Origin of the sequence: Agrobacterium sp. Ap1 (genome assembly GCF_017313375.1) — a bacterium.
In the GTDB taxonomy this organism is placed as follows: domain Bacteria; phylum Pseudomonadota; class Alphaproteobacteria; order Rhizobiales; family Rhizobiaceae; genus Neorhizobium; species Neorhizobium cellulosilyticum.
The window spans coordinates 554340-575299 of record NZ_JAFLMY010000001.1 but is presented as its reverse complement, the minus strand read 5'-3'; the positions used below and the strand labels follow the sequence as shown (position 1 = coordinate 575299).

Annotated in this window: 14 protein-coding genes; 11 read left to right on the top strand and 3 right to left on the bottom strand. The window is 60.4% G+C overall.

The window, feature by feature from the left end; genetic code table 11:
* Positions 1-20 precede the first annotated feature (20 nt).
* Positions 21-2741, top strand: a complete 2721-nt coding sequence (locus JZX87_RS02725) for a DUF4118 domain-containing protein (RefSeq protein WP_206823659.1) — start codon at positions 21-23, stop codon at positions 2739-2741.
* The gene (locus JZX87_RS02720) at positions 2734-3426 is read left to right on the top strand and encodes a response regulator transcription factor (RefSeq protein ID WP_206823657.1); all 693 of its coding nucleotides are present in this window, start codon (positions 2734-2736) and stop codon (positions 3424-3426) included. The genes JZX87_RS02725 and JZX87_RS02720 overlap by 8 nt, the downstream gene beginning before the upstream one ends.
* 7 nt (positions 3427-3433) lie before the next feature.
* Here the strand turns inward: JZX87_RS02720 and JZX87_RS02715 are convergent, their stop codons facing one another.
* Positions 3434-4399 (bottom strand): magnesium and cobalt transport protein CorA, encoded by a 966-nt coding sequence (locus JZX87_RS02715; RefSeq protein WP_148143010.1) that lies wholly within the window; start codon positions 4397-4399, stop codon positions 3434-3436.
* Positions 4400-4467: 68 nt separating this feature from the next.
* Positions 4468-6381, bottom strand: a complete 1914-nt coding sequence (locus tag JZX87_RS02710) for a potassium transporter Kup (protein ID WP_148143011.1) — start codon at positions 6379-6381, stop codon at positions 4468-4470.
* A gap of 181 nt (positions 6382-6562) precedes the next feature.
* Between JZX87_RS02710 and JZX87_RS02705 the strand changes: the two genes are divergently transcribed.
* From JZX87_RS02705 to JZX87_RS02665, 9 genes are all read left to right on the top strand, one after another.
* Positions 6563-7468 (top strand): dihydrodipicolinate synthase family protein, encoded by a 906-nt coding sequence (locus tag JZX87_RS02705; protein ID WP_206823656.1) that lies wholly within the window; start codon positions 6563-6565, stop codon positions 7466-7468.
* Between the two features lie 121 nt (positions 7469-7589).
* Positions 7590-8543, top strand: a complete 954-nt coding sequence (locus JZX87_RS02700; RefSeq protein WP_206823651.1) for a helix-turn-helix domain-containing protein — start codon at positions 7590-7592, stop codon at positions 8541-8543.
* A 174-nt stretch (positions 8544-8717) separates the two neighbouring features.
* On the top strand, positions 8718-10226 hold the full coding sequence (gene adh / locus JZX87_RS02695) for an aldehyde dehydrogenase (protein ID WP_206823650.1): 1509 nt from the start codon (positions 8718-8720) through the stop codon (positions 10224-10226).
* A 127-nt stretch (positions 10227-10353) separates the two neighbouring features.
* Positions 10354-10683 (top strand): hypothetical protein, encoded by a 330-nt coding sequence (locus JZX87_RS02690; protein WP_206823649.1) that lies wholly within the window; start codon positions 10354-10356, stop codon positions 10681-10683.
* A gap of 29 nt (positions 10684-10712) precedes the next feature.
* A complete protein-coding gene (locus JZX87_RS02685) occupies positions 10713-11093 on the top strand; it encodes a DUF779 domain-containing protein (protein ID WP_148143016.1) in 381 nt (126 codons plus the stop codon).
* A 71-nt stretch (positions 11094-11164) separates the two neighbouring features.
* Positions 11165-13459 carry an FdhF/YdeP family oxidoreductase gene (locus tag JZX87_RS02680; RefSeq protein ID WP_206823648.1) on the top strand — a complete coding sequence of 765 codons (2295 nt, stop codon included), beginning with the start codon at positions 11165-11167 and terminating at the stop codon, positions 13457-13459.
* On the top strand, positions 13456-13731 hold the full coding sequence (locus JZX87_RS02675) for a hypothetical protein (RefSeq protein ID WP_206823644.1): 276 nt from the start codon (positions 13456-13458) through the stop codon (positions 13729-13731). Before JZX87_RS02680 ends, JZX87_RS02675 begins: the two co-directional genes overlap by 4 nt.
* 407 nt (positions 13732-14138) lie before the next feature.
* A complete protein-coding gene (locus tag JZX87_RS02670) occupies positions 14139-16568 on the top strand; it encodes a glucose/quinate/shikimate family membrane-bound PQQ-dependent dehydrogenase (RefSeq protein WP_206823641.1) in 2430 nt (809 codons plus the stop codon).
* 196 nt (positions 16569-16764) lie between these two features.
* A complete protein-coding gene (locus tag JZX87_RS02665; RefSeq protein ID WP_206823639.1) occupies positions 16765-18156 on the top strand; it encodes an FAD/NAD(P)-binding protein in 1392 nt (463 codons plus the stop codon).
* 170 nt (positions 18157-18326) lie between these two features.
* On the opposite strand, the gene JZX87_RS02660 is transcribed toward JZX87_RS02665, so the two are convergent.
* Positions 18327-20888, bottom strand: a complete 2562-nt coding sequence (locus tag JZX87_RS02660; RefSeq protein ID WP_206823638.1) for a GcvT family protein — start codon at positions 20886-20888, stop codon at positions 18327-18329.
* Positions 20889-20960: the final 72 nt, after the last annotated feature.

Sequence of the window (20960 nt, the reverse complement as noted above, 5' to 3'; positions counted from 1 at the left end):
GGTATTCTAGCAGGTAAATCATGCCCGACGCCAATCGTGAGAACGGCCGAGACACCGAGACCCGCCCCTCACCGGATGCTCTCCTGCAGCGGGCGGAGCGGGAAGGGCGTGGGCGGCTGAAGATCTTTCTCGGCGCCGCGCCCGGCGTCGGCAAGACCTATGAAATGCTGATGTCCGGCAGGGCGAGGCAGGCCGATGGTGTCGATGTCGTCATCGGTGTGGTCGAGACGCATGGACGTAAGGAAACCGAGGCGCTCACCGACGGGTTCGAGATCATCGCCCGCCGACAAATCGATTATCGCGGCCAGAGCCTTGAGGAGATGGATCTCGATGCCATCCTCGCCCGCCGTCCGGCTCTCGTTCTGGTCGATGAACTGGCGCATACGAATGCCAGCGGCAGCCGCCATCCGAAACGTTACATGGATGTGCAGGAATTGCTGGCGCAGGGCATTGACGTCTATTCGACCCTCAATATCCAGCATGTCGAAAGCCTCAACGATGTCGTGGCGCAGATCACCCGCATCAGGGTGCGCGAGACGGTGCCGGACCTGATCATCGACCGGGCCGATGATGTCGAGATCATCGACATCACCCCCGACGACCTGATCAAACGTCTCAACGACGGCAAGGTCTATATGCCGAAGACGGCGCGCCGGGCGATCGAGAACTATTTTTCGCCGGGTAATCTGACGGCTTTGCGCGAACTGGCTTTGCGGCGTACCGCCCAGCGCGTCGACGAACAACTGCTCAACCACATGCAGGCCAATGCGATTTCCGGTCCATGGGCGGCGGGCGACAGACTGCTCGTCTGCCTGGATCACGGGCGCAACGGAGCAAGCTTGGTGCGTTATGCCCGCAGGCAGGCGGATCGGCTCAGGGCGCCCTGGGCAGTATTGCACCTGGACACCCCGCAGGATGCCGCGCTTTCGGAGGAGGACAAGGACCGGCTGGCGGCAAACATGCGGCTGGCGCAGCAGCTTGGCGCCGAGGCTGTCACGTTGCCGGGGCTTTCTCCGTCACGCGAAATCATTGCCTATGCCAATGCCAACAATTTCACCCATATCGTTGTCGGCAGGCCCGCAAAACCGCGCTGGCGGCAGTTGTGGCAAACCTCCGTCACCCATGACCTGATCCGGCAGGCCGGTCATATCAGCGTCCACGTGATTTCCGGTGATCAGAAGGATGGTGAGGCAGACCGCGATGTGAAGGTTGCGCAGGCGCCAAGACCTTTCCGGGTAAAACACTATCTGCAAAGCACGGTCTTCGTTGCGCTGGCAATCGCGGCAGGCGTTGCGCTCGACCAGACTTTTGACGTGCGCAACCTTGCGCTTGTCTTCCTGATGGCGGTTCTGGCGTCGGCGGTTCGGGGCGGGTTGGGGCCGGGGCTGTTTGCCTCGCTTCTCGGGGCCGTTGCCTTCAACTTCTTTTTCCTCGAACCGCGCTACACATTCACGATCCGCGATCCGGAAAGCGTGATCGCGCTGCTCTTCTATCTCGGTGTTGCGCTCGTCGCCTCCAACCTGACGGCGGCGGTTCAGCGGCAGGCGGTTGCCGCCAGGGCAAGGGCGCGCACGACGGAAGATCTCTATCTCTTCTCCAAGAAGCTTGCGAGCACAGGCACGCTGGACGATGTGCTGTGGGTTACCGCCTTCCAGATCGCCTCGATGTTGAAGGTGAGGGTTGTCATCCTCTTGCCGGAGAGTGGAACGATCGCGGTGAAAGCGGGCTATCCGCCTGACGATACGCTGGTCGATGCCGATATCGCGGCCGCCAGATGGGCCTGGGAGCACAATCGCCCCGCCGGCCGCGCAGCCGACACACTGCCCGGCGCCAAACGGCTCTACCTGCCGCTTCGCACCGGTCGTGAGGCGGTCGGCGTCATCGGTCTCGACAACGATCGTCAGGGACCGCTTCTGACGCCCGAACAGCAGCGGCTGTTCGATGCGCTGGCGGATCAGGCAGCTCTCGCGATCGAGCGGGTGCAACTGGTGTCGGATGTCGACAAGGCAAGGCTTGCGGCAGAAACAGACCGGCTGCGCACTGCGCTTCTCACCTCGATCAGCCATGACCTGAAGACACCGCTTGCGGCGATCATGGGTTCGGCCGACATGCTGAAGGATCTGGGACCGCAATTGCAGGAAGAAACGCGGGCGGAGCTTCTGTCGACCGTCATCGACGAGTCCGAGCGGCTCAACCGCTTCATCGTCAACCTGCTCGACATGACGCGGCTCGGTTCCGGCGCAATGCAGCCGAACTACGCCCTGCATTTCGCCGGTGACATGGTGGGCACGGCGCTTGGCCGAACGGCGAAGATCGCATCGGGCCACACGGTGGAGGTTGGCATCCCGGCAGATCTGCCGATGCTGAAGGTCGATCCCGTTCTGTTCGAGCAGGTCCTGTTCAATCTGATCGATAACGCCGCCAAATACGCGCCGGAGGGCACGGTCATCGACATAAGGGGACAGAGGGATGGAAATGCCGTCCTTCTCTCCGTCATGGACGAGGGGCCCGGCATGCCGCCAGAAGACCTGGAGCGGATCTTCGACAGTTTCTACCGGGTGCGCAAAAGCGATCAGGTGAGGGCGGGAACCGGGCTCGGGCTTGCCATCTGCCGCGGTTTCGTCGAAGCGATGGGCGGCACGATCCGGGCGCATAACCGGTCCGACCGTTCTGGGGCGATCTTTACCATCAGGATGCCGGTTCCCATGGACGTGCCGATCTTGGGGGACGAAAATGACTGAAAACGCCGTACGTATCCTGATCGTCGATGACGAGCCGCCGATCCGCAAGCTGTTGCGCGTGGGCTTGAGCGCGCAGGCCTATGCCGTCAGCGAGGCGATGAATGCGAAGGTGGCCATGGAGCTGGCGGTCAGCGACAAGCCGGATCTTATCATTCTGGATCTCGGCCTTCCGGATATGTCCGGCCACGATCTGCTCGCCAAATGGCGCGGCGAGGGAATGACGCTGCCGATCGTCATCCTGTCGAGCCGCACCGACGAGGCGGGCATCGTCAAGGCGCTGGAACTTGGCGCCGACGACTATGTGACGAAACCCTTCGGGATGAGCGAGCTGGGTGCGCGCATCCGCGTGGCACTGCGCCACCGGTTGCAGGCGCAGGGCGAAAAGCCGGTTTTCCAGACCGGTGAGCTGTCGGTCGATCTGGTCAAGCGGATTGTCAAGGTGGCAGGCCGCGACGTGAAGCTGTCGCCGAAGGAATACGACATCCTGCGCATTCTCGTGCAGCATGCCGGCAAGGTGCTGACCCACCGGTTCCTGCTGGAACATGTCTGGGACGGGCTGACCGATGTGCAGTATCTGCGCGTCTATGTGCGCCAGCTCAGGCAGAAGATCGAGGCTATGCCGGATCAACCGCAATATATCCTCACCGAGACCGGCGTCGGCTATCGTCTGGCCGCGCCGGATTGATCCGGAGCTAAAGCCAGCCGACCTTCTTGAAGCGATGATACAGCACGCCGCAGACGAGGACGATTGCGGCAAGCACAACGTAATAACCGTATTCGGTCTTCAACTCCGGCATGTTCTCGAAATTCATGCCGTAAATGCCGGCGACAGCTGTCGGCACGGCCAGGATCGCGGCCCATGAGGCAAGCTGCCTGGTGATGACACCCTGGCGCTGCTGTTCCAGAAGGTTCGAGGCCTCGAAGACCGAGGTGATGACTTCCCGAAGGCCGCCGACCATGCTTTCCACCCGTCGGCAGTGGTCCAGAACGTCGCGGAAATAGGGTTTGGCGTGCTTGTCGAGGCAGGGCAGGTCCAGATTGACGAGTTTGCCCGCCACTTCCGTCATCGGTCCGAGAATGCGCCCGAACAGGATCAGTTGCCGTCTCAGCCGGAACAGGCGGCGGATCTGCTCGCGTTCGAGGAAATTGGCGAGCATCTTCTGCTCCATCTCCAGAACGCGATCCTCGATCGTCTGAACCGTTGGCAGATAACCATCAACGATGAAATCGATAATGCCGTGCAGCACATAGTCGGGGCCTTGCGACAGCAGTTTCGGCGAGGCTTCGAGCTGGGAGCGCACTTCGCTGTGGCTGCGCATCGAGCCGTGCCGGACGGTGATGATATGGCGCTGCCCGACGAAGATTGCCGTCTCGCCGTATTTGATCTTGTCGCCGTCGAGATGGGCGGTCTTGGCGACGACAAAAAGCTGATCGCCATAGGCCTCGACCTTGGGGATCTGATGTGCGTTGAGCGCATCTTCAACAGCAAGTTCATGCAGGCTATAGGTCTTTGCGAGCGTTTTCAGCTCGTCGGCTGTCGGCTCGTGCAGGCCGATCCAGGCGAATTCGTCACCAGTCAGCGCCGGGCACGGTTCGTCTATCGGGAGAGGGCGCCCGCGCTTTCCGTTCGTGTATACATAGGAGGCGACGACAGTCATGGCGCTCTATCTCTTTGTTTAAACGCAATTCCGGCCGTAAACCGGTGTCCACTTTTGCTGGAATTGCTTTAAATCGCGACCTGCTCACCCAGTTCCACCACGCGGTTCGGCGGCAGCTTGAAATAGGCTGAAGGATCGATGCCGAAATCGGCGAGGATGATGTAGAGCTTTTCCTGCCAGCGCGGCAGGCCGGTATTGGGCGTTTCGATCAGGTTGCGGCGACCGAGATAGAAAGAGGTCTGCATGATTTCGAACTTGAAGCCCTTTTTCTTGCAAACGGTCAGAGCCTTGGCGACGTTGGGTTCATCCATGTAGCCGAAGGTGATGTCGAGGCGGATGAAGCGCTTCGACAGTCTCGTCATCTCGACACGTTCCTGCTGAGGCACATAGGGCTTGTCCTGGGTCCAGATGGTCAGGATGACATTCTGTTCGTGCAGGACGTGGTTGTGCTTCAGATTGTGCAACAGAACGGCGGGGGTGCGATCCGGCACGCTGGTCAGGAAGACCGCGGTTCCGGGTACGGTCACGGGTGCGCTGGCGGTTTCCCGTTCGATGGAGCTTTCGATCGAGGTGATGAAGGTTTCCAGCGGAATGTCGTTCTTGGCCGTCTTTTCCTTCAGGTATTTCGATCCCTTCGTCCATGTCCACATGGTCAGCATGATGACCAGCGCGAGCATGACCGGCACCCAGCCGCCGTCATGGACCTTGAGAAGGTTGGCGGCGAGGAAGATCGTCTCAATGACGAAAAGCGGTCCGAGAATGATCGCAGCCGTTATGGCCTTGTAACCCCATACGGCGCGCAGGAACTGGAAGGACATCAGCGTCGTGACCACCATCGCGCCGGTGACCGAGATACCGTAGGCGGTGGCAAGCGATTCCGAATCCCCGAAGGAGAAGATGAGTACGATGACGCCGATGAACAGGACCATGTTGACGGCCGGTACATAGATCTGCCCGGTATTGGTCTCGGAGGTGAACTTGATCGCAAGACGCGGCAGGAAGCCCAGGTGCACTGCCTGGCGGGCCAGCGAAAAGGCCCCGGTGATGACGGCCTGGCTGGCGATGATTGTCGCCATGGTAGCAAGGATCACCATCGGCAACAGCGCCCAATCGGGATAAAGCAGATAGAACGGGTTGGAAATCTTTGTCGGATCGGCAAGCACGAGCGCGCCCTGGCCGAGATAGTTCAGGGCAAGCGCCGGGAAGACGAGGATGAACCAGGCGACACTGATCGGCTTCCTGCCGAAATGCCCCAGGTCCGCATAAAGCGCTTCCGCGCCGGTGACGGTGAGGAAGACGGCGCCGAGCACGATCAGCCCGGCCCAGCCAGCATGGGTGATGAACCAGAGAGCGTTGATCGGGTTGAGGGCCTGCAGGATCGTCAAGTCGTCGCCGATATGGATGAGGCCGCCCCAGGCCATGGCAAGGAACCACACGACGGTGATCGGCCCGAAGAATTTCATTACGGCCGCGGTGCCCTTGGATTGGACCATGAACAGACAGATCATGATGGCAGCGGAGAGCGGCAGAACGTAACCGGAGAAAGCAGGCGTGATAAGCTTCATGCCTTCGAGCGCCGACATGACCGATAGCGCCGGGGTAATCATCGCGTCGCCGATGAACAGCGCCGAACCGATCAGGCCTGCAAAGAAAAGCACCGGCATGTAGCTTCCGGTCTTCTTCATCAGAAGCGCTAGAAGCGAAAGCGTGCCGCCTTCACCGTCATTGTCTGCACGCAGAAGAAACAGAACGTATTTGAAGGTTACGATGATGGTCAGTGTCCAGACCATCAGCGAGATCAGGCCTATCACGTGCTCGTCGCGGATGCCGTTGGCCGCAAACGGACGCAACGCCTCGCGGAACGCATAGAGAGGGCTGGTGCCGATGTCGCCATATACGACCCCGATCGACCCTAGCAGCAGCACAAGAAATTTGCGGGTTTCCGAAGTGGTATCGGAAGCGGCGGCATGCGATGCGGTCATAAAGTCTCCAGGCGCAGGGCCAAGGTGTCGTTCGATGTATATGTCTGGCGCGGAATATGGTGCATCGCCGCGGTCAAGGCAAATGGATGCATATAAGACTTTGATGTCATAGTCTCGCCCCACATATCGAAATCCTATGCGGTGAGAGCAATGTTGGTTTCTGTAAAACAGGAGCCAAATCATGACACCCTTCCTTCGCGCAAGGCGTCAAACTTACACACCCCTTTTGAGCCCCTTCAACGATGGCCGGATCGATCTTTCGGAATTCGAGGCAACGATCGATCGGCAGGTCATCGCCGGAGTGGATGGAATTGTGGTTTGCGACGTTGTCGGCGAGGGTCCGGTGCTCGGCTCGGATGAATACCAGAGCCTGCTGAAAACCGCTGTTTCGCGTGGCCGGCCACATCTGAGTGTGATAGCTGCGACCGGCACAAACTGCACTGTAAAGACCGTGGAGCGATGCCGCCGCGCCGAAGAATTCGGTGCGGATGCCTTGCTGGTAACGGTGCCGTATTATTCGAAACCGACGCTCAAGGGAGTGATCAATCACTTTCGCGAAATCTCTGCTGCAGTCGGTATCCCGGTTGTTGTGGATGACGATCCGGGGCGCACGGCAAAGGACCATGGCCCGGCGCTGCTGGATGCGCTTGCCGAAATCGATCCTATCGTCGGCATATGCCATGGCGCCAGGCGGCTCGAACATTTCGCGGCCTTGCCGGTATCGCTCAGGGACCGGTTCATGCATCTTTCGAGAGATGACAGGAAGCTGATGGAATTCCTGGATATGGGTGGGCACGGCGCCTTGTCGGCATTGGCCAATATCATCCCATCTCCGGTGCAGACCATGGTGGCGATGGCGGAGCATGGCAGTGGCTGCGATTCTCTGCTGCAGGCCATGTCCGTTGCTGCGGCGGCTGTTGGTGGGGATGACGTTGCCGCGCTGAAGGAGGCGCAGTTCTTCCTGTACCAGTCACCGGCTGATGTCCGCTTGCCACTGGTGGCTGCCGAACCGGAAACGATCCTGCGCGTGCGGCATGCCTTCGCGCCTTTTGCCAGATGCGAGCCGTCGACGCGAGAGGCTGCGTGATCGGCCGCATCGAGGCCGCGTATGGTATTTCGATAAATAGTTCGTGGGCCGCCTGCTTGACGATTGCAAAGCACCGGCTTTTTAGCGAAACTTGATGCAAGAATTGGCCCGGGAGGAGCCCATGCATCCCGTTTCCCTGCATGCGGACGAGGTCTACGCCTCGGCCCAGTCCGCTGCCGCAAGCTCACCTGTTGTCGCTTCGTGGCGGCGCTGCATGGTTATGCACCATCTTGCGCCCGAGCAGGAACGCGCACCCGAACGCTTGACGGACAGCGAATTTCGCCAGACGCGGCAGGCCTCGGAGCGCCTGATTGTCGAGGCGCGCGAGGAAATGGACAAGCTGTTTTCGACCGTCGGCAGGTCGGGCTGCTGTCTGCTGCTGACCGATCGAAACGGTGTCGCGCTGGAACGGCGCGGCACAGCGGGGGATGACCGGGCCTTTCACGATCTTGGCCTTTGGACGGCGGCCATCTGGACCGAGGCGAGTATCGGAACCAACGGTATCGGTACGGCACTGGCGGACGAACGAGCGGTTTCGATCTTTCGCGACCAGCATTTCTTTTCGGCTAATACGGGATTGAGCTGCACTACCGCACCTATCCGCGATCATCGCGGCGAAGTGGCGGCGGCGCTCGATATTTCCACATGTCGGGACGACGTCAATGAAATGATGCTCTCGATTCTTTCCCAGACGGTGCGCGATGCGGCGCTCAGGATTGAGCTCAACCTGTTCCGATCCGCCTTTCCAGGCGCCCGTTTCCTGATGGTGCCGCAGGCCGCACATGCGGCGGCGGCACTTCTTGCGGTCGATCGCAACGATCTGGTCATCGGCGCGACGCGTGCGGCGCGCCTGGCTCTTGCGCTGGACGACAGCCGTATCGCCGCCGGCATTCCGGCTGCGGATGCTCTCGATGAGAACCGGGCGGGTGATCGTCAGGATCTGGTCGAAGCAGAGCGGGCGGCACTGATGCGCGCCCTGTCGCGCGCCAACGGCAATGTCTCGCAGGCAGCGATTGCGCTCGGCATGAGCCGGGCAACGCTTCACCGCAAGATGAACCGTTTCGGTCTCCATTGACGTAAATCGAATTCTGTTGCGGTGCCGCATGGTTTGCGGCGCACACTGTCGCAAGGGTGCGACAGTGTGCGCCGCCATATGGTCACACCCTGCTTTTCGTCAAGAACGGGACGACGCAGATTTCCTTCCAGCCCGGTCCCGAACCGGGAAGCCAGCTCATCATGGGAGGATGACATGCTGCACCAGAAAATCGTCGAATCGCCGTTCAAGCTGAAATACGGCAACTATATCGGCGGCGAGTGGAGGGAGCCGATCGGCGGCAAGTATTTCGACAACATCACGCCGGTCACCGGCGGCAAGTTGTGTGAAATTCCGCGTTCGGACGAAAAGGACATCAACGCCGCGCTCGATGCCGCGCATGCCGCAAAGGACAAGTGGGGCCGCACTGCACCGGCCGAGCGCTCCAACATCCTGATGAAGATCGCCCAGCGGATGGAGGACAAGCTGGAAGTGCTGGCCCAGGCCGAAACCTGGGACAATGGCAAGCCTATCCGCGAAACCATGGCAGCCGACATTCCGCTCGCCATCGACCATTTCCGCTATTTTGCGTCCTGCATCCGCGCTCAGGAAGGATCGATCGGCCAGATCGACAACGACACCGTCGCCTATCATTTTCATGAGCCGCTCGGCGTCGTTGGCCAGATTATTCCGTGGAACTTCCCGATCCTGATGGCTGCCTGGAAGCTGGCGCCCGCGCTTGCCGCCGGCAATTGCGTTGTCATCAAACCGGCCGAACAGACGCCCGCCTCGCTGCTTGTCTGGGCGGAAATCATCGGCGATCTTTTGCCGCCCGGCGTCTTGAACATCGTCAACGGTTTCGGTCTCGAGGCCGGCAAGCCCCTGGCATCGTCGAACCGGATCGCCAAGATCGCCTTTACCGGCGAAACGACGACAGGCCGGCTGATCATGCAATATGCCAGCCAGAACCTCATTCCCGTGACGCTGGAACTTGGCGGCAAGTCGCCGAACATCTTCTTTGCCGACGTGGCCAATGAAGACGATGATTTCTTTGACAAGGCGCTGGAAGGGTTCGCGATGTTCGCGCTCAACCAGGGCGAGGTCTGCACATGCCCGAGCCGCGCGCTGGTGCATGAGTCGATCTACGACCGGTTCATGGAGCGGGCGGTGAAGCGTGTGGAAGCGATCGTGCAGGGCAACCCGCTTGATAGCGCCACGATGATCGGTGCGCAGGCATCCAGCGAGCAGATGGAGAAGATCCTCTCCTATCTCGATATCGGCAAGCAGGAAGGTGCTGAAGTGTTGACCGGCGGTGATCGCAACGATCTCGGCGGCGAGCTGGCCAACGGCTATTACATCAAGCCGACGATCTTCAAGGGCCACAACAAGATGCGTGTGTTCCAGGAGGAAATCTTTGGCCCGGTGGTTTCGGTCACCACGTTCAAGGATGAGGACGAGGCGCTCTCGATCGCCAACGACACGCTTTACGGTCTTGGTGCCGGGGTATGGACGCGTGACGGCAACCGCGCCTATCGCTTCGGCCGCGAGATCCAGGCAGGCCGCGTGTGGACCAATTGCTATCACGCCTATCCGGCGCATGCGGCCTTCGGCGGCTACAAGCAGTCCGGCATCGGTCGCGAGACGCACAAGATGATGCTCGACCACTACCAGCAGACCAAGAACATGCTGGTGAGCTACAGCCCGAAGAAGCTCGGTTTCTTCTGATCCAAGCCGGAGCCGGGCAGGGGAAGAACTCTTCTGCCCGGCTTTCGTGCCTATCAACCGGCCTTGAAATTCTCGCGAAAGGACTATTCGATAGGCAGTCATAATCCGGCAGCCGAGATATTCCGCGATGTCGAATGAAAATGAACCGCTGGTCGAAATGCTTTTCCGCAATGGCACGCTGACCTTTGTGGGGATCATTCTCTCGTTCTCTCTGACATTTCTCAGCCAATGGGCTCAAAACCCGATCCCATGGACCCTTATCGACCTGCCGACGATGCTTCTGCTCTCCGCCGGGATCATCACGCAGGGGAGCTCTCTCGTGATTTTTCTGCGGCACGATTCACTGCAGCGGCGGGTATATGACAAGGCAAGCAAAGTGTTTCTCTGCGGTCTGGCGATGACTGTCTCGGGTGTTTTCATGGCGATCGTGATAGACTTCGTTCAGCTCATCACCTGAGCATCAAAAGCTCTTTGGGAGGAGAGATCATGAATACTCATGTCAACGGGGAGCCGCGCGTCACCGCTACCGATGCGGCACTCGATCTCATCGCCGAGATAAGGCAGGACTACCCGGAAATCCTTTTCCACCAGTCCGGCGGCTGCTGCGACGGGTCATCGCCGATGTGTTACCCGGCTGATGATTTCATTATCGGTGACCATGACGTGAAGCTGGGCGAGATCGGCGGCGTGCCGGTCTATATCAGCGGCAGCCAGTTCGAGGCGTGGAAGCACACGCAGCTGATCATCGATGTCGTGCCGGGCAGGGGGGGGATGTTCTCGCTCGATAACGGCAGGGAAAAGCGGTTCCTCAGTCGCTCGCGGATTTTCGGTGGCGGAGAGGCCTGCACTATTCCTCGGGTGCGTTGATAGATTTTGTCTATCGAGCCATATGAACAGTTGGCTTGAAGCGCTTTTGATGATCGTCAATAGCATCCGTCATGACTGCATCGTTTATTGGCAAGAAGTCCTCGGCCGCCGGCGGCTGGGGTGCGTTGAAGAGCTGCGGCAAGCGGCTTCTCGAAAGTGGATCGCCGCTCTCAGGCGCCCGCACCATGTTGAAGGCAAACCAGCCGGACGGTTTTGACTGCCCCGGCTGCGCCTGGGGTGATCCGGAACATGGATCGTCATTCGAATTCTGCGAAAACGGGGTGAAGGCGGTTTCCTGGGAGGCGACGGAAAAGCGTGCCACTCCAGCCTTTTTCGCAGCCAATACGGTATCCGAACTTCGCAAGCTGAGCGATTACGAACTGGAGCTCAATGGGCGTCTCACTCATCCCATGCGGTATGATGCGGCGAGCGACCGATATCTGCCCGTTGCCTGGGAGGATGCCTTTGCCGAGATCGGCGGCATTCTCAAAAGTCTCGACAGCCCCGACCGGGCGGAATTCTACACGTCGGGTCGGGCCAGCAACGAGGCGGCCTATCTCTACCAGCTGTTCGTGCGCATCTATGGCACCAACAATTTTCCCGATTGCTCGAACATGTGCCACGAGGCAAGCGGTGTCGCGCTGAAACAGGCGATCGGCGTCGGCAAGGGCACGGTGCTTCTGGAGGACTTTGAAAAGGCGGATGCGATTTACGTCATCGGCCAGAACCCCGGCACAAACCATCCGCGCATGCTCGGCGATCTTCGCCGTGCGGCGATGCGTGGGGCGGATGTGGTCGTGTTCAATCCGGTGCGCGAAAAGGGGCTCGAGCGCTTTTCTGATCCGCAGGACAAGATCGAGATGCTGCGCGGCGGCTCCACCGAGATTGCCAGCCACTATTACCAGCCACGTCTCGGCGGCGACATGGCAGCGGTGCGCGGCATGGCCAAGGCCGTGTTTGCAGCAGAAGATGAAGCGATTGCCGCAGGTGAGCCTTCGGTCCTCGACCATGCCTTCATCGCCGAACATTGCGCCGGGTTTGCTGAATACCGCGCCGCGGTCGATGCTACCGGCTGGGCCGAGATCGAGGACCAGTCGGGGCTTTCCCGCGCCGAGATCGAGCGGGCGACAACCGTCTATATCAAGGCCGAGAAGGTGATCTGCACTTGGGCGATGGGCGTCACCCAGCATGTCCATTCGGTGGCGACGATCCGCGAGATTTCCAATTTCATGTTCCTGCGCGGCAATATCGGCAGGCAAGGCGCGGGGCTTTGCCCGGTGCGCGGCCATTCCAATGTGCAGGGAGATCGTACGGTCGGCATCAACGAAAAACCGCCCGCTGCTTTCCTCGATGCGCTGGAAAGACATTTCGGTTTTTCCGCGCCGCGTGCCGATGGGCATAATGTTCTGGCGGCGATCGGGGCGATGCTGGATGGTTCCGCGCAGGCCTTTATCGCGCTTGGCGGCAACTTTGCCCGGGCGACGCCCGATAGTGCGCTGGTCGAGAAGGCGCTGAGCCGGATGAAGCTCACAGTCAATATCGCGACCAAGCCGAACCATTCGCATCTGATGCCGGGCGAGGTCTCCTATATCCTGCCCTGCCTCGGTCGCACCGAGATGGATCTGAACTCGCTCGGCAATTCCCAGCTCGTTACCGTTGAGGATTCGATGAGCATGGTGCATGGTTCTGCGGGTATCAACCGCCCAGCTTCGCCGCATCTCCTCTCGGAAGTCGGTATCATCGCCGGCATTGCCGAAGCGACGGTCGGCACAGATGTCGTGCGCTGGGCAGCGCTTGCCGACGATTACGATCTCATCCGCGATCATATCGAAGCGACCATTCCGGGTTTCGAGAATTTCAATGCCCGTCTCCGGAAGCCGCGTGGTTTCCATCTGCGCAACACGGCGTCGCATCGCGAATGGAACACACCGGCGGGCAAGGCGTCCTTTGCTGCCGTTGCGTTGCCGCAGGAGACGGTGCACCAGCGCGCCCGCAAGCGCGGCGGTCGCTTTGCCTTGCAGACCTTCCGCTCGCATGACCAGTACAATACCACCGTCTATGGTCTCGATGACCGGTATCGTGGTGTTTATGGCGAGCGGCAGGTGATCTTCATCCATCCCGAGGACCTGAAGGATATCGGTGCGGAAGCCGGTGACCGGATGGATGTCGTGACCGACTACAATGACGGAGTTTCCCGCGTGGCAGAGGATTTCCGCTTCGTGCCCTATGACATTCCGCGCGGGAGCATTGCCGGTTATTATCCAGAGCTGAACGTGCTCGTGCCGCTCGGCAGTGCCGGCGAGGAAAGCGATACGCCGACCTCCAAGTCGATCATGGTGTCGTTCCGCAAGCACGAGGCGGCGTGACCGAGGATAGCGTTGAAACCGAGCGGTTTCTTGCTCTTGTCGCGGAGCTTCAGGAGAAGGATCCGCGACTGACGTCATTGCAGGCGGCGATCATCGTCGCCGCGGAAGCGAACATTGCTCTCGACAGCCGTTCGTTTGCCCGGCTTCTCGGGGTTGCCCATGCTCTGGCGCTGAGAGAGCTGAATGCACTTGTCGAAATGGGCGGGCCGTTGCGCATCGTGAAGCGGGAAACGCGGACACTGCGCAGCTTTTACGTCGTCGAGCATCCATAGAAGATACCGGGATGGCCAGATATTTACCGGCTTCAGATCGCGACGTTCATCCCAAATCATGCTTGAAATTCAGATTTATCAGTAGATTAAGGTCGTTCAGAATCCTTGAACAGATTATGTACGGAATAGTACATACATTTTTTTGCCATTTTGCCGCAGGCGGCGTTATACCGCAGGTGCGGGCATGCAAGCCTGCCGCTGGCGCGCGGGGAGGGCGTGGCAAGCGACCTCGAAGTCCTCGAAAGGGACGCCTCCGACCAGCCGATTGCATATCATTCGGCCTGCCGTTTGCGTTTCTTCGACAGAAGCACGGTACTGCACTTGATCCTGTTCCCCGCTCCTGACGGCACCGCTGTGGCCTTTGACTGTCGACACTGTCGAATCCACAACTGGAGCTAGAGACCCAAATGGAAACCTCAAAGGGCGCCCTGTCCGCGATAGCCAAGACCTGGCTTTTCGTGCTCGGTGCCGTTCTCGCCCTCGCGGGCCTGTTTTTCGCCGTTGCCGGCGGCAAGCTCGTCATGCTCGGCGGCAGCTGGTACTTCCTGCTTGCCGGCATTGCGATCGTTATCGCCGGTGCGCTTGTCATTCTTCGCAAGCCTGCAGGTGCGCTGCTGTTCGGCCTCGTTACCATCGCCACCGTCGTCTGGGCGATTTGGGATGCGGGCCTTGATTTCTGGCCGCTGATCTCGCGCCTGCTCGCCTTCGGCGTCGGTGCAACGGTGATCGCGCTGAGCTTCCCGCTGCTGCGCAAGGCCGCCGGCAGGACGCCCGCCTATCTGCCGTCCTTCCTGGTTGCCGCTATTCTTGCTGTTGCTTCCGTCGCCGGTTTTGCCGGCATGATGGTGCCGCACCCGACCGTCGCTTTCTCCGGCACGCCTGCACCGCTCACTCCGGTCGATCCGGCCAAGGAGCAGAAGAACTGGGAAGCTTATGGCAATTCGGCCGGCGGCTCGCGCTTTGCCGCGCTCGACCAGATCACCCGCGACAACGTCAAGGACCTGACGGTCGCCTGGACCTATCGTACCGGCGACACCCCGATCAGCCCCGGCGGCGGCGGTGCCGAAGACCAGCAGACGCCTCTGCAGGTCGGCGACCGCGTATTCCTGTGCACCCCGCATAATAACGTCATCGCGGTCGATGCCGATACCGGCAAGGAGATCTGGAAGAACGAGATCAACTCGAAATCTTCCGTCTGGATGCGTTGCCGCGGTCTCGCCTATTTCGACGCCGCTCGTCCGCTCGCTCAGCCGACCGTCGATGGCTCGACGCCGGTGGCCCCGGTGACGGTTGCCGAAGGCGCGCTGTGCCAGCGCCGCCTGCTGATGAACACGATCAATGCCGAGCTGATCGCGCTTGATGCCGATACCGGCGCATTTTGCCCGGATTTCGGCACCAATGGTCGCGTCGATCTGAAGGTCGGCATGGGCAATGCGCCTGATCCGCAGTACGTGCTCACCTCCGCTCCGACGCTTGCCGGCACCACCGTCGTCGTCGGCGGCCGTATCGCCGACAACGTGCAGGTGGATATGCCTGGCGGTGTCATGCGCGGTTTCGACGTGATCACCGGCGAGTTGCGCTGGGCCTTCGACCCTGGCAATCCGGAAATCACCAAGCTGCCGCCGGAGGGCCAGACTTATACGCGCTCGACGCCGAACGTCTGGGCAGCCATGTCCTATGACGAGGCTTCCAACACCGTGTTCCTGCCGGTCGGCAGCCCGTCGGTCGATCTCTATGGTGCTACCCGCACCGATCTCGACCACAAGTACGGCGCTTCCATGCTGGCGCTCGACGCCACGACGGGCCGCGAAAAGTGGGTCTACCAGACGGTTCACAACGACCTCTGGGACTTCGACGTGCCGATGCAGCCCTCTTTCTTCGATTTCAAGAAGAAGGACGGCTCGACGGTTCCGGCGCTGACCTTCGGCACCAAGGCCGGCCAGATCTGGGTTCTCGACCGCGCCACCGGCCAGCCGCTGACGGAAGTCGCGGACGTGCCGGTCAAGCCGGGCAAAATCCCCAACGAACCCTATGCACCGACGCAGAAACTGTCGGTCGGCATGCCGCAGATCGGCGCGCAGACGCTGACCGAAAGCGACATGTGGGGTGCAACTCCGTTCGACCAGCTGTTGTGCCGTATCGCCTTCAAGGGCATGCGTTATGATGGCGTCTACACGGTTCCGGGTACAGATCTGGCGCTCAACTTCCCGGGTTCGCTCGGCGGCATGAACTGGGGCGGTTTCTCCACCGACCCGGTGACGAACACCATCTTCGTCAACGACATGCGTCTCGGCCTGTGGATCCAGATGAAGGAAGCCGCACCGACCACCGCCGTTTCAAGCGGTTCGGAAGCCACCAACACCGTCATGGGTGTCGTGCCGATGAAGGGAACGCCCTATGCGGTCGACAAGAACCGCTTCCTGTCGGCGCTGGGCATTCCTTGCCAGGAACCGCCTTTCGGCACGCTGACGGCGATCGACATGGATAGCCAGAAGATCAAGTGGCAGGTTCCGCTTGGTACCGTCGAAGATACCGGCCCGTTCGGTATCAAGATGGGCGTTCCGATCCCGATCGGCATGCCGACCATCGGCGGCTCGCTCGCCACTCAGGGTGGTCTCGTCTTCTTCGCAGCCACGCAGGACTATTATCTGCGCGCCTTCGACAGTGCGACCGGCAAGGAAATCTGGAAGGCCCGCATGCCGGTTGGCAGCCAGGGCACGCCGATAACCTACAAGTCGCCGAAGACGGGCAAGCAGTATATCGTCATCTCGGCCGGCGGCGCGCGCCAGTCGCCCGACCGTGGCGACTACGTGATCGCCTACGCTTTGCCGGATTGATCGGTCCGAACTGCATCGAAATTGGAGCCGCGGCATGGAAACATGTCGCGGCTTTTTTCGTTTATGCAACCGAGCATCACCTGTGGCTGACAGAAACGAGGGCTTTACAGACGTTCAATCCCGACTAGGTTGGTAGTGATATCGGACGCCTGAGGGGATGGCGACCGGCTTTCCGAAATAGAGCAGGAGTTGGCCCTTGATCTATGACGTCGCTGTTGTCGGCTCTGGTTTTTCAGCCATTGCGCTGACGATCAATCTTCTGCGCCAGCTTGGGCCGGAGCGGTCGATTGCCATTATCGGCGATGATCCGGGGTTCGGCCGCGGCACTGCCTATCGCAGCGAATTCTATCTCCACAGGCTGAATGTGCCTGCAGCGCGAATGAGCGCCTTTCCGGATGAACCTGACGATTTCCTCGATTGGCTGAAGGAAAAGGGGCGCAAACCGGTCGGTGATTATTTTGCCGCGCGTGGAGATTACGGGCTTTATCTCAGGGACAGGCTGGCCTCGCTGTTGCGCCGCCGGGATGACCGCGTTGCCGTCGATTTCATCAAGGCCAAGGCGACCGCCTGCATGATGCCCGGTGATACGGATGTCGAATTCCATCTCGACAATGACACGGTGCTGCGAGCACGAAATGTTGCGCTCTGCCTTGGTGTCGGTAATGCAGAAATGCCGATCGCGTCTGATCTTGTTCCGGAAAGGATGCAGCGCCGTATCGTTCAGAACCCCTGGCGGCTCGGCTGGCTGTCGTCCGTCAAACCAGATGACGATATCTGCATTCTGGGTTCAGGCCTGACGATGGTCGATCAGGTCCTTTCGCTACGCTCGCACGGACATCGTGGCAAAATCCATGTGATTTCGCGTCGGGGCCTCGTTCCGCACCCCCACAGCACGATCAAGCCGGAGCCGGTCGAACCTCGCCTGCCTGCGACAGGCCGCGAGATCAGCGACATTCTCGCCGGCTTTCGGTTGCAGGTGCGCGAGGGAGCCGACTGGCGCGGGCTGATGGATGGATTGAGGCATCGCACGCAGCAGCTCTGGCAGGAACTCAATGACGCGCAGAGATCCCGTTTCATGCGGCATGCGCTTGCCTGGTGGAACATTCACCGGCACCGTCTTGCCCCGCCGGTCTGGTCGCGCTTCAAGCCGTTGATCGATGCCGGCACGGTGACGGTCCATGCCGGTTTCATACGCGAGATCGCGGAGGCCGATGGCGGGATCGGCATCCGCTTCCGCAAACGCGGGACATCCGAGATGCAGGAGATTGCCGTCGACTGGATCGTCAACTGTACCGGCATGGAGCGCGCTGGCATCGCTCATTCACCGCTGTTGCAGCAGATGTGCGAAGCATCCGTGATCGGCATGGACAGGCTGGGCCTCGGCGTCAGCGTCGATGCCCGCTCGCGTATTTGTTGCCCGGATGGAACGGTGCGGCAGAGGCTTTATGCCGTCGGTGCGTTGACCGCGGGGCAGTTCTGGGAAATCACCGCCGTGCCAGATATCCGCAATCAGGCAAAAAAGGTGGCGGAGGAGATTGCCGGGGAGCTGGCGGGTGATGCCGAGATAGGGCGGCGGCAGAGCGCTTGAGGTTTTTTGATGAGCGGGCAACGCTCTCTTCCCTCATCTCTGTTCCTCGGGTTAAACCCGAGGAACAGAGATCCAGCCAGCCCAAGCACTGGGCTGAGAAGACTCGTTTCGCCGCGCCGACGCGCGTCGGCTGGATTCCTGTCACAAGGCAGGAATGAGGGAGTTTCAGGTTACGTCCGCGGCTTCAAATTCTCCGGGTCATAGAGCGGCTTGTAACCCACCGCCGCCACTTCCACCGGGAAATCCTCGTTGAAATAGTTGACCGTGAGTTTGCGGCCGACCTCACAGTAATCCCACGGCAGATAGGCAAGCGCGATGTTCTTGCCGATCGTCGGGCCATAGGCGACGGAGGTCGTGTAGGAGATGCGGCCGAGTTCATCCACCAGCGTCTTGCCGGTATCCGGGTCGATCACCGGCATGGAGCCGACCGGGTAGCGCTTGACGCCGCTCGCATCGGTATTGTCGGTCATCACCAGTGTGCACAGCATCGCCGGCTGGTGGTGCCTAGCCTTGTATTCCAGATGCTTCGCCTTGCCGCGGAAATCCGCTTCCTTGACCTTGGGACGGGCAAGATCGGCCTCGATCAGGTTATACTGGGTCAGAAGATCGCCGTTCTGCAGCCGCAGTGACTTTTCCATGCGGCGGGAATTGGCATAGGTCTCGACGCCGAAGGCCATGACGCCGGTGGCGCGCAACGCATCCCAGATGGCAAGACCGTCCTCGTATTTCATATGCAGTTCCCAGCCCTGTTCGCCGACATAGGAAATGCGGAAGGCGGTCACGGTTTTGCCAGCGATCTCGATCGGCTTGATTGCGGCGAAGGCGAAGTTTTCGATGTCGAGACCGGCCGGATCAGCGACCACTTGTCTCAGCGTCTCGCGGGCATTCGGTCCCCAGATGCCGATTGTGATGAACTTTTCCGAGACGTCGGTAATGGTGACGTCGAGGCCGCGATCTTCGGCAACGCGCTTCATGTAATGGAAATCGCGCGGGCCGGCATCGGCGCCGTTGACGAGGCGGCCGCGGTCTTCCATCCGGAAGACGGTGAAGTCGGCACGCACCATGCCCTCGTCGTCGAGGAAGTGGGTATAGATGCCCTTGCCGATATTGGCGTCACCGCCGATTTTCGCGGCGCAGAGCCATTCCAGCAGTTCGAGATGGTCGGGGCCTTCGATATCAACCATGTGAAAATGCGAGAGATTGACGATGCCGCAATCCTCGCTCATCGCCAGATGTTCAGCATTGGAGACCCGCCAGAAATGGCGGTTGTCCCATTCGTTTTCGCGCACCGGCACCTGATTGGCGTATTTTTCCAAGAGGTGCTCGTTGGCAGCATAGCCATGCGCACGCTCCCAGCCGCCGAGTTCCATGAAGTAACCGCCAAGCTCTTTCTCGCGCTCGTAAAAGGGCGATTTTTTCGCTCCGCGGCCCGTTGCATAGGGCTCTCGCGGGTGGATGGCCGGGAAGTAAATCTTCTGCGCCGCCTCATAGGTGCGTCCCTCGATAAACTCTTCGGTCAACTGATGCGGATAGAAGCGGGAATAGTCGATCGAATTGTGGTCGACCTCCGTACGCCCATCGGTCATCCAGTCGGCGATCAGCTTGCCGTAACCGGGGCCGTCCTTGACCCAGATAGCGACGCAGTACCAGAGGCCGTGCACCTTCTGGCTTTCGCCGCAGGACGGGCCGCCGGCGGCGGAGACCTGCAACAGGCCGTTGAAGGAATGGCCTTCGTTATAGCCGAGTTCGCCGAGGATCGGGGTCAGTTCCATCGCACGCTCGAGCGGTGTCAGGATCTGCTCCATGTCGAGGTCGCGCTGCGAGGGTGACAGGCGGGCCTCGTGTTTTTCGAGAATGTCGCGTGGGTGGCAGAGGCGCGGATTGTCGGTCTCGTAATAGCCCCACTCGATCTGGCCGCCTTCGGTCGTGTTCGGGTCGCCGGTGTCGCGCATATAGGCGGAGTTTCCCTGGTCGCGCAGCAGCGGGTAGCCGATTTCCTTGCCGGTGCCGGCAAACTCGTTATACGGCCCGAAGAAGGTGAGCGGGTGATCAACCGGCATGACAGGCAGATCTTCTCCTACCATTTCCGCAATCAGGCGCCCCCATATGCCGGCGCAGACGATGACGTGATCGGCCATGATCGTGCCGCGATGGGTGACGACACCCTTGATGCGGCCGTTCTCGACGACTAGCGAGGTTGCCGGCGTATTGCCGAAGACCTTAAGCTTTCCGGCTTTTTCGGCGGCATCGACCAGCTTGCCGGCAACCGTTTGCGAGCGGGGAATGACGAGGCCTGCATCGGGATCGAACATGCCGCCCTGGACCTGATCCTCCTCGATCAGCGGGAACATTTCCTTGATCTCGGCGGGGGAGACGTAATGGGCGCGGGTGCCGAAAGCCTTGGCGGAGGTCAGCTTGCGCTTGATCTCTTCCATCCACGGGTCATCGCCGGTGCGCGCGACTTCCAGCCCGCCGATGCGGGCGTAATGGCCCATCTTCTCGTAAAAATCGATGGAGTACTGTGTGGTCCAGACCGAGAGATAATCATGGCTGGTCGTGTAGCAGAAATCCGAGGCGTGGGCGGTCGAGCCGATATCGGTCGGGATGCCGGATTTGTCGATACCGACGATGTCGTCCCAGCCGCGTTCCACCAGATGGTGGGCGATCGAAGCGCCGACGATGCCGCCCAGACCGATGATGACCACTTTTGCCTTTGATGGAAATTCTGCCATTGCCGTCTCCTGACTCTGCGGGGGAGATTAGCGACAGTTTGCGGCCCGGCCCAGTCGATATACGACACGGAA

Bases quoted from the DNA above. Each gene is read 5' to 3' on its own strand.
- JZX87_RS02725 (WP_206823659.1), top strand. From the start codon at position 21: ATGCCCGACGCCAATCGTGAGAACGGCCGAGACACCGAGACCCGCCCC.
- JZX87_RS02720 (WP_206823657.1), top strand. From the start codon at position 2,734: ATGACTGAAAACGCCGTACGTATCCTGATCGTCGATGACGAGCCGCCG.
- JZX87_RS02715 (WP_148143010.1), bottom strand. From the start codon at position 4,399: ATGACTGTCGTCGCCTCCTATGTATACACGAACGGAAAGCGCGGGCGC.
- JZX87_RS02710 (WP_148143011.1), bottom strand. From the start codon at position 6,381: ATGACCGCATCGCATGCCGCCGCTTCCGATACCACTTCGGAAACCCGC.
- JZX87_RS02705 (WP_206823656.1), top strand. From the start codon at position 6,563: ATGACACCCTTCCTTCGCGCAAGGCGTCAAACTTACACACCCCTTTTG.
- JZX87_RS02700 (WP_206823651.1), top strand. From the start codon at position 7,590: ATGCATCCCGTTTCCCTGCATGCGGACGAGGTCTACGCCTCGGCCCAG.
- adh (WP_206823650.1), top strand. From the start codon at position 8,718: ATGCTGCACCAGAAAATCGTCGAATCGCCGTTCAAGCTGAAATACGGC.
- JZX87_RS02690 (WP_206823649.1), top strand. From the start codon at position 10,354: ATGTCGAATGAAAATGAACCGCTGGTCGAAATGCTTTTCCGCAATGGC.
- JZX87_RS02685 (WP_148143016.1), top strand. From the start codon at position 10,713: ATGAATACTCATGTCAACGGGGAGCCGCGCGTCACCGCTACCGATGCG.
- JZX87_RS02680 (WP_206823648.1), top strand. From the start codon at position 11,165: ATGACTGCATCGTTTATTGGCAAGAAGTCCTCGGCCGCCGGCGGCTGG.
- JZX87_RS02670 (WP_206823641.1), top strand. From the start codon at position 14,139: ATGGAAACCTCAAAGGGCGCCCTGTCCGCGATAGCCAAGACCTGGCTT.
- JZX87_RS02660 (WP_206823638.1), bottom strand. From the start codon at position 20,888: ATGGCAGAATTTCCATCAAAGGCAAAAGTGGTCATCATCGGTCTGGGC.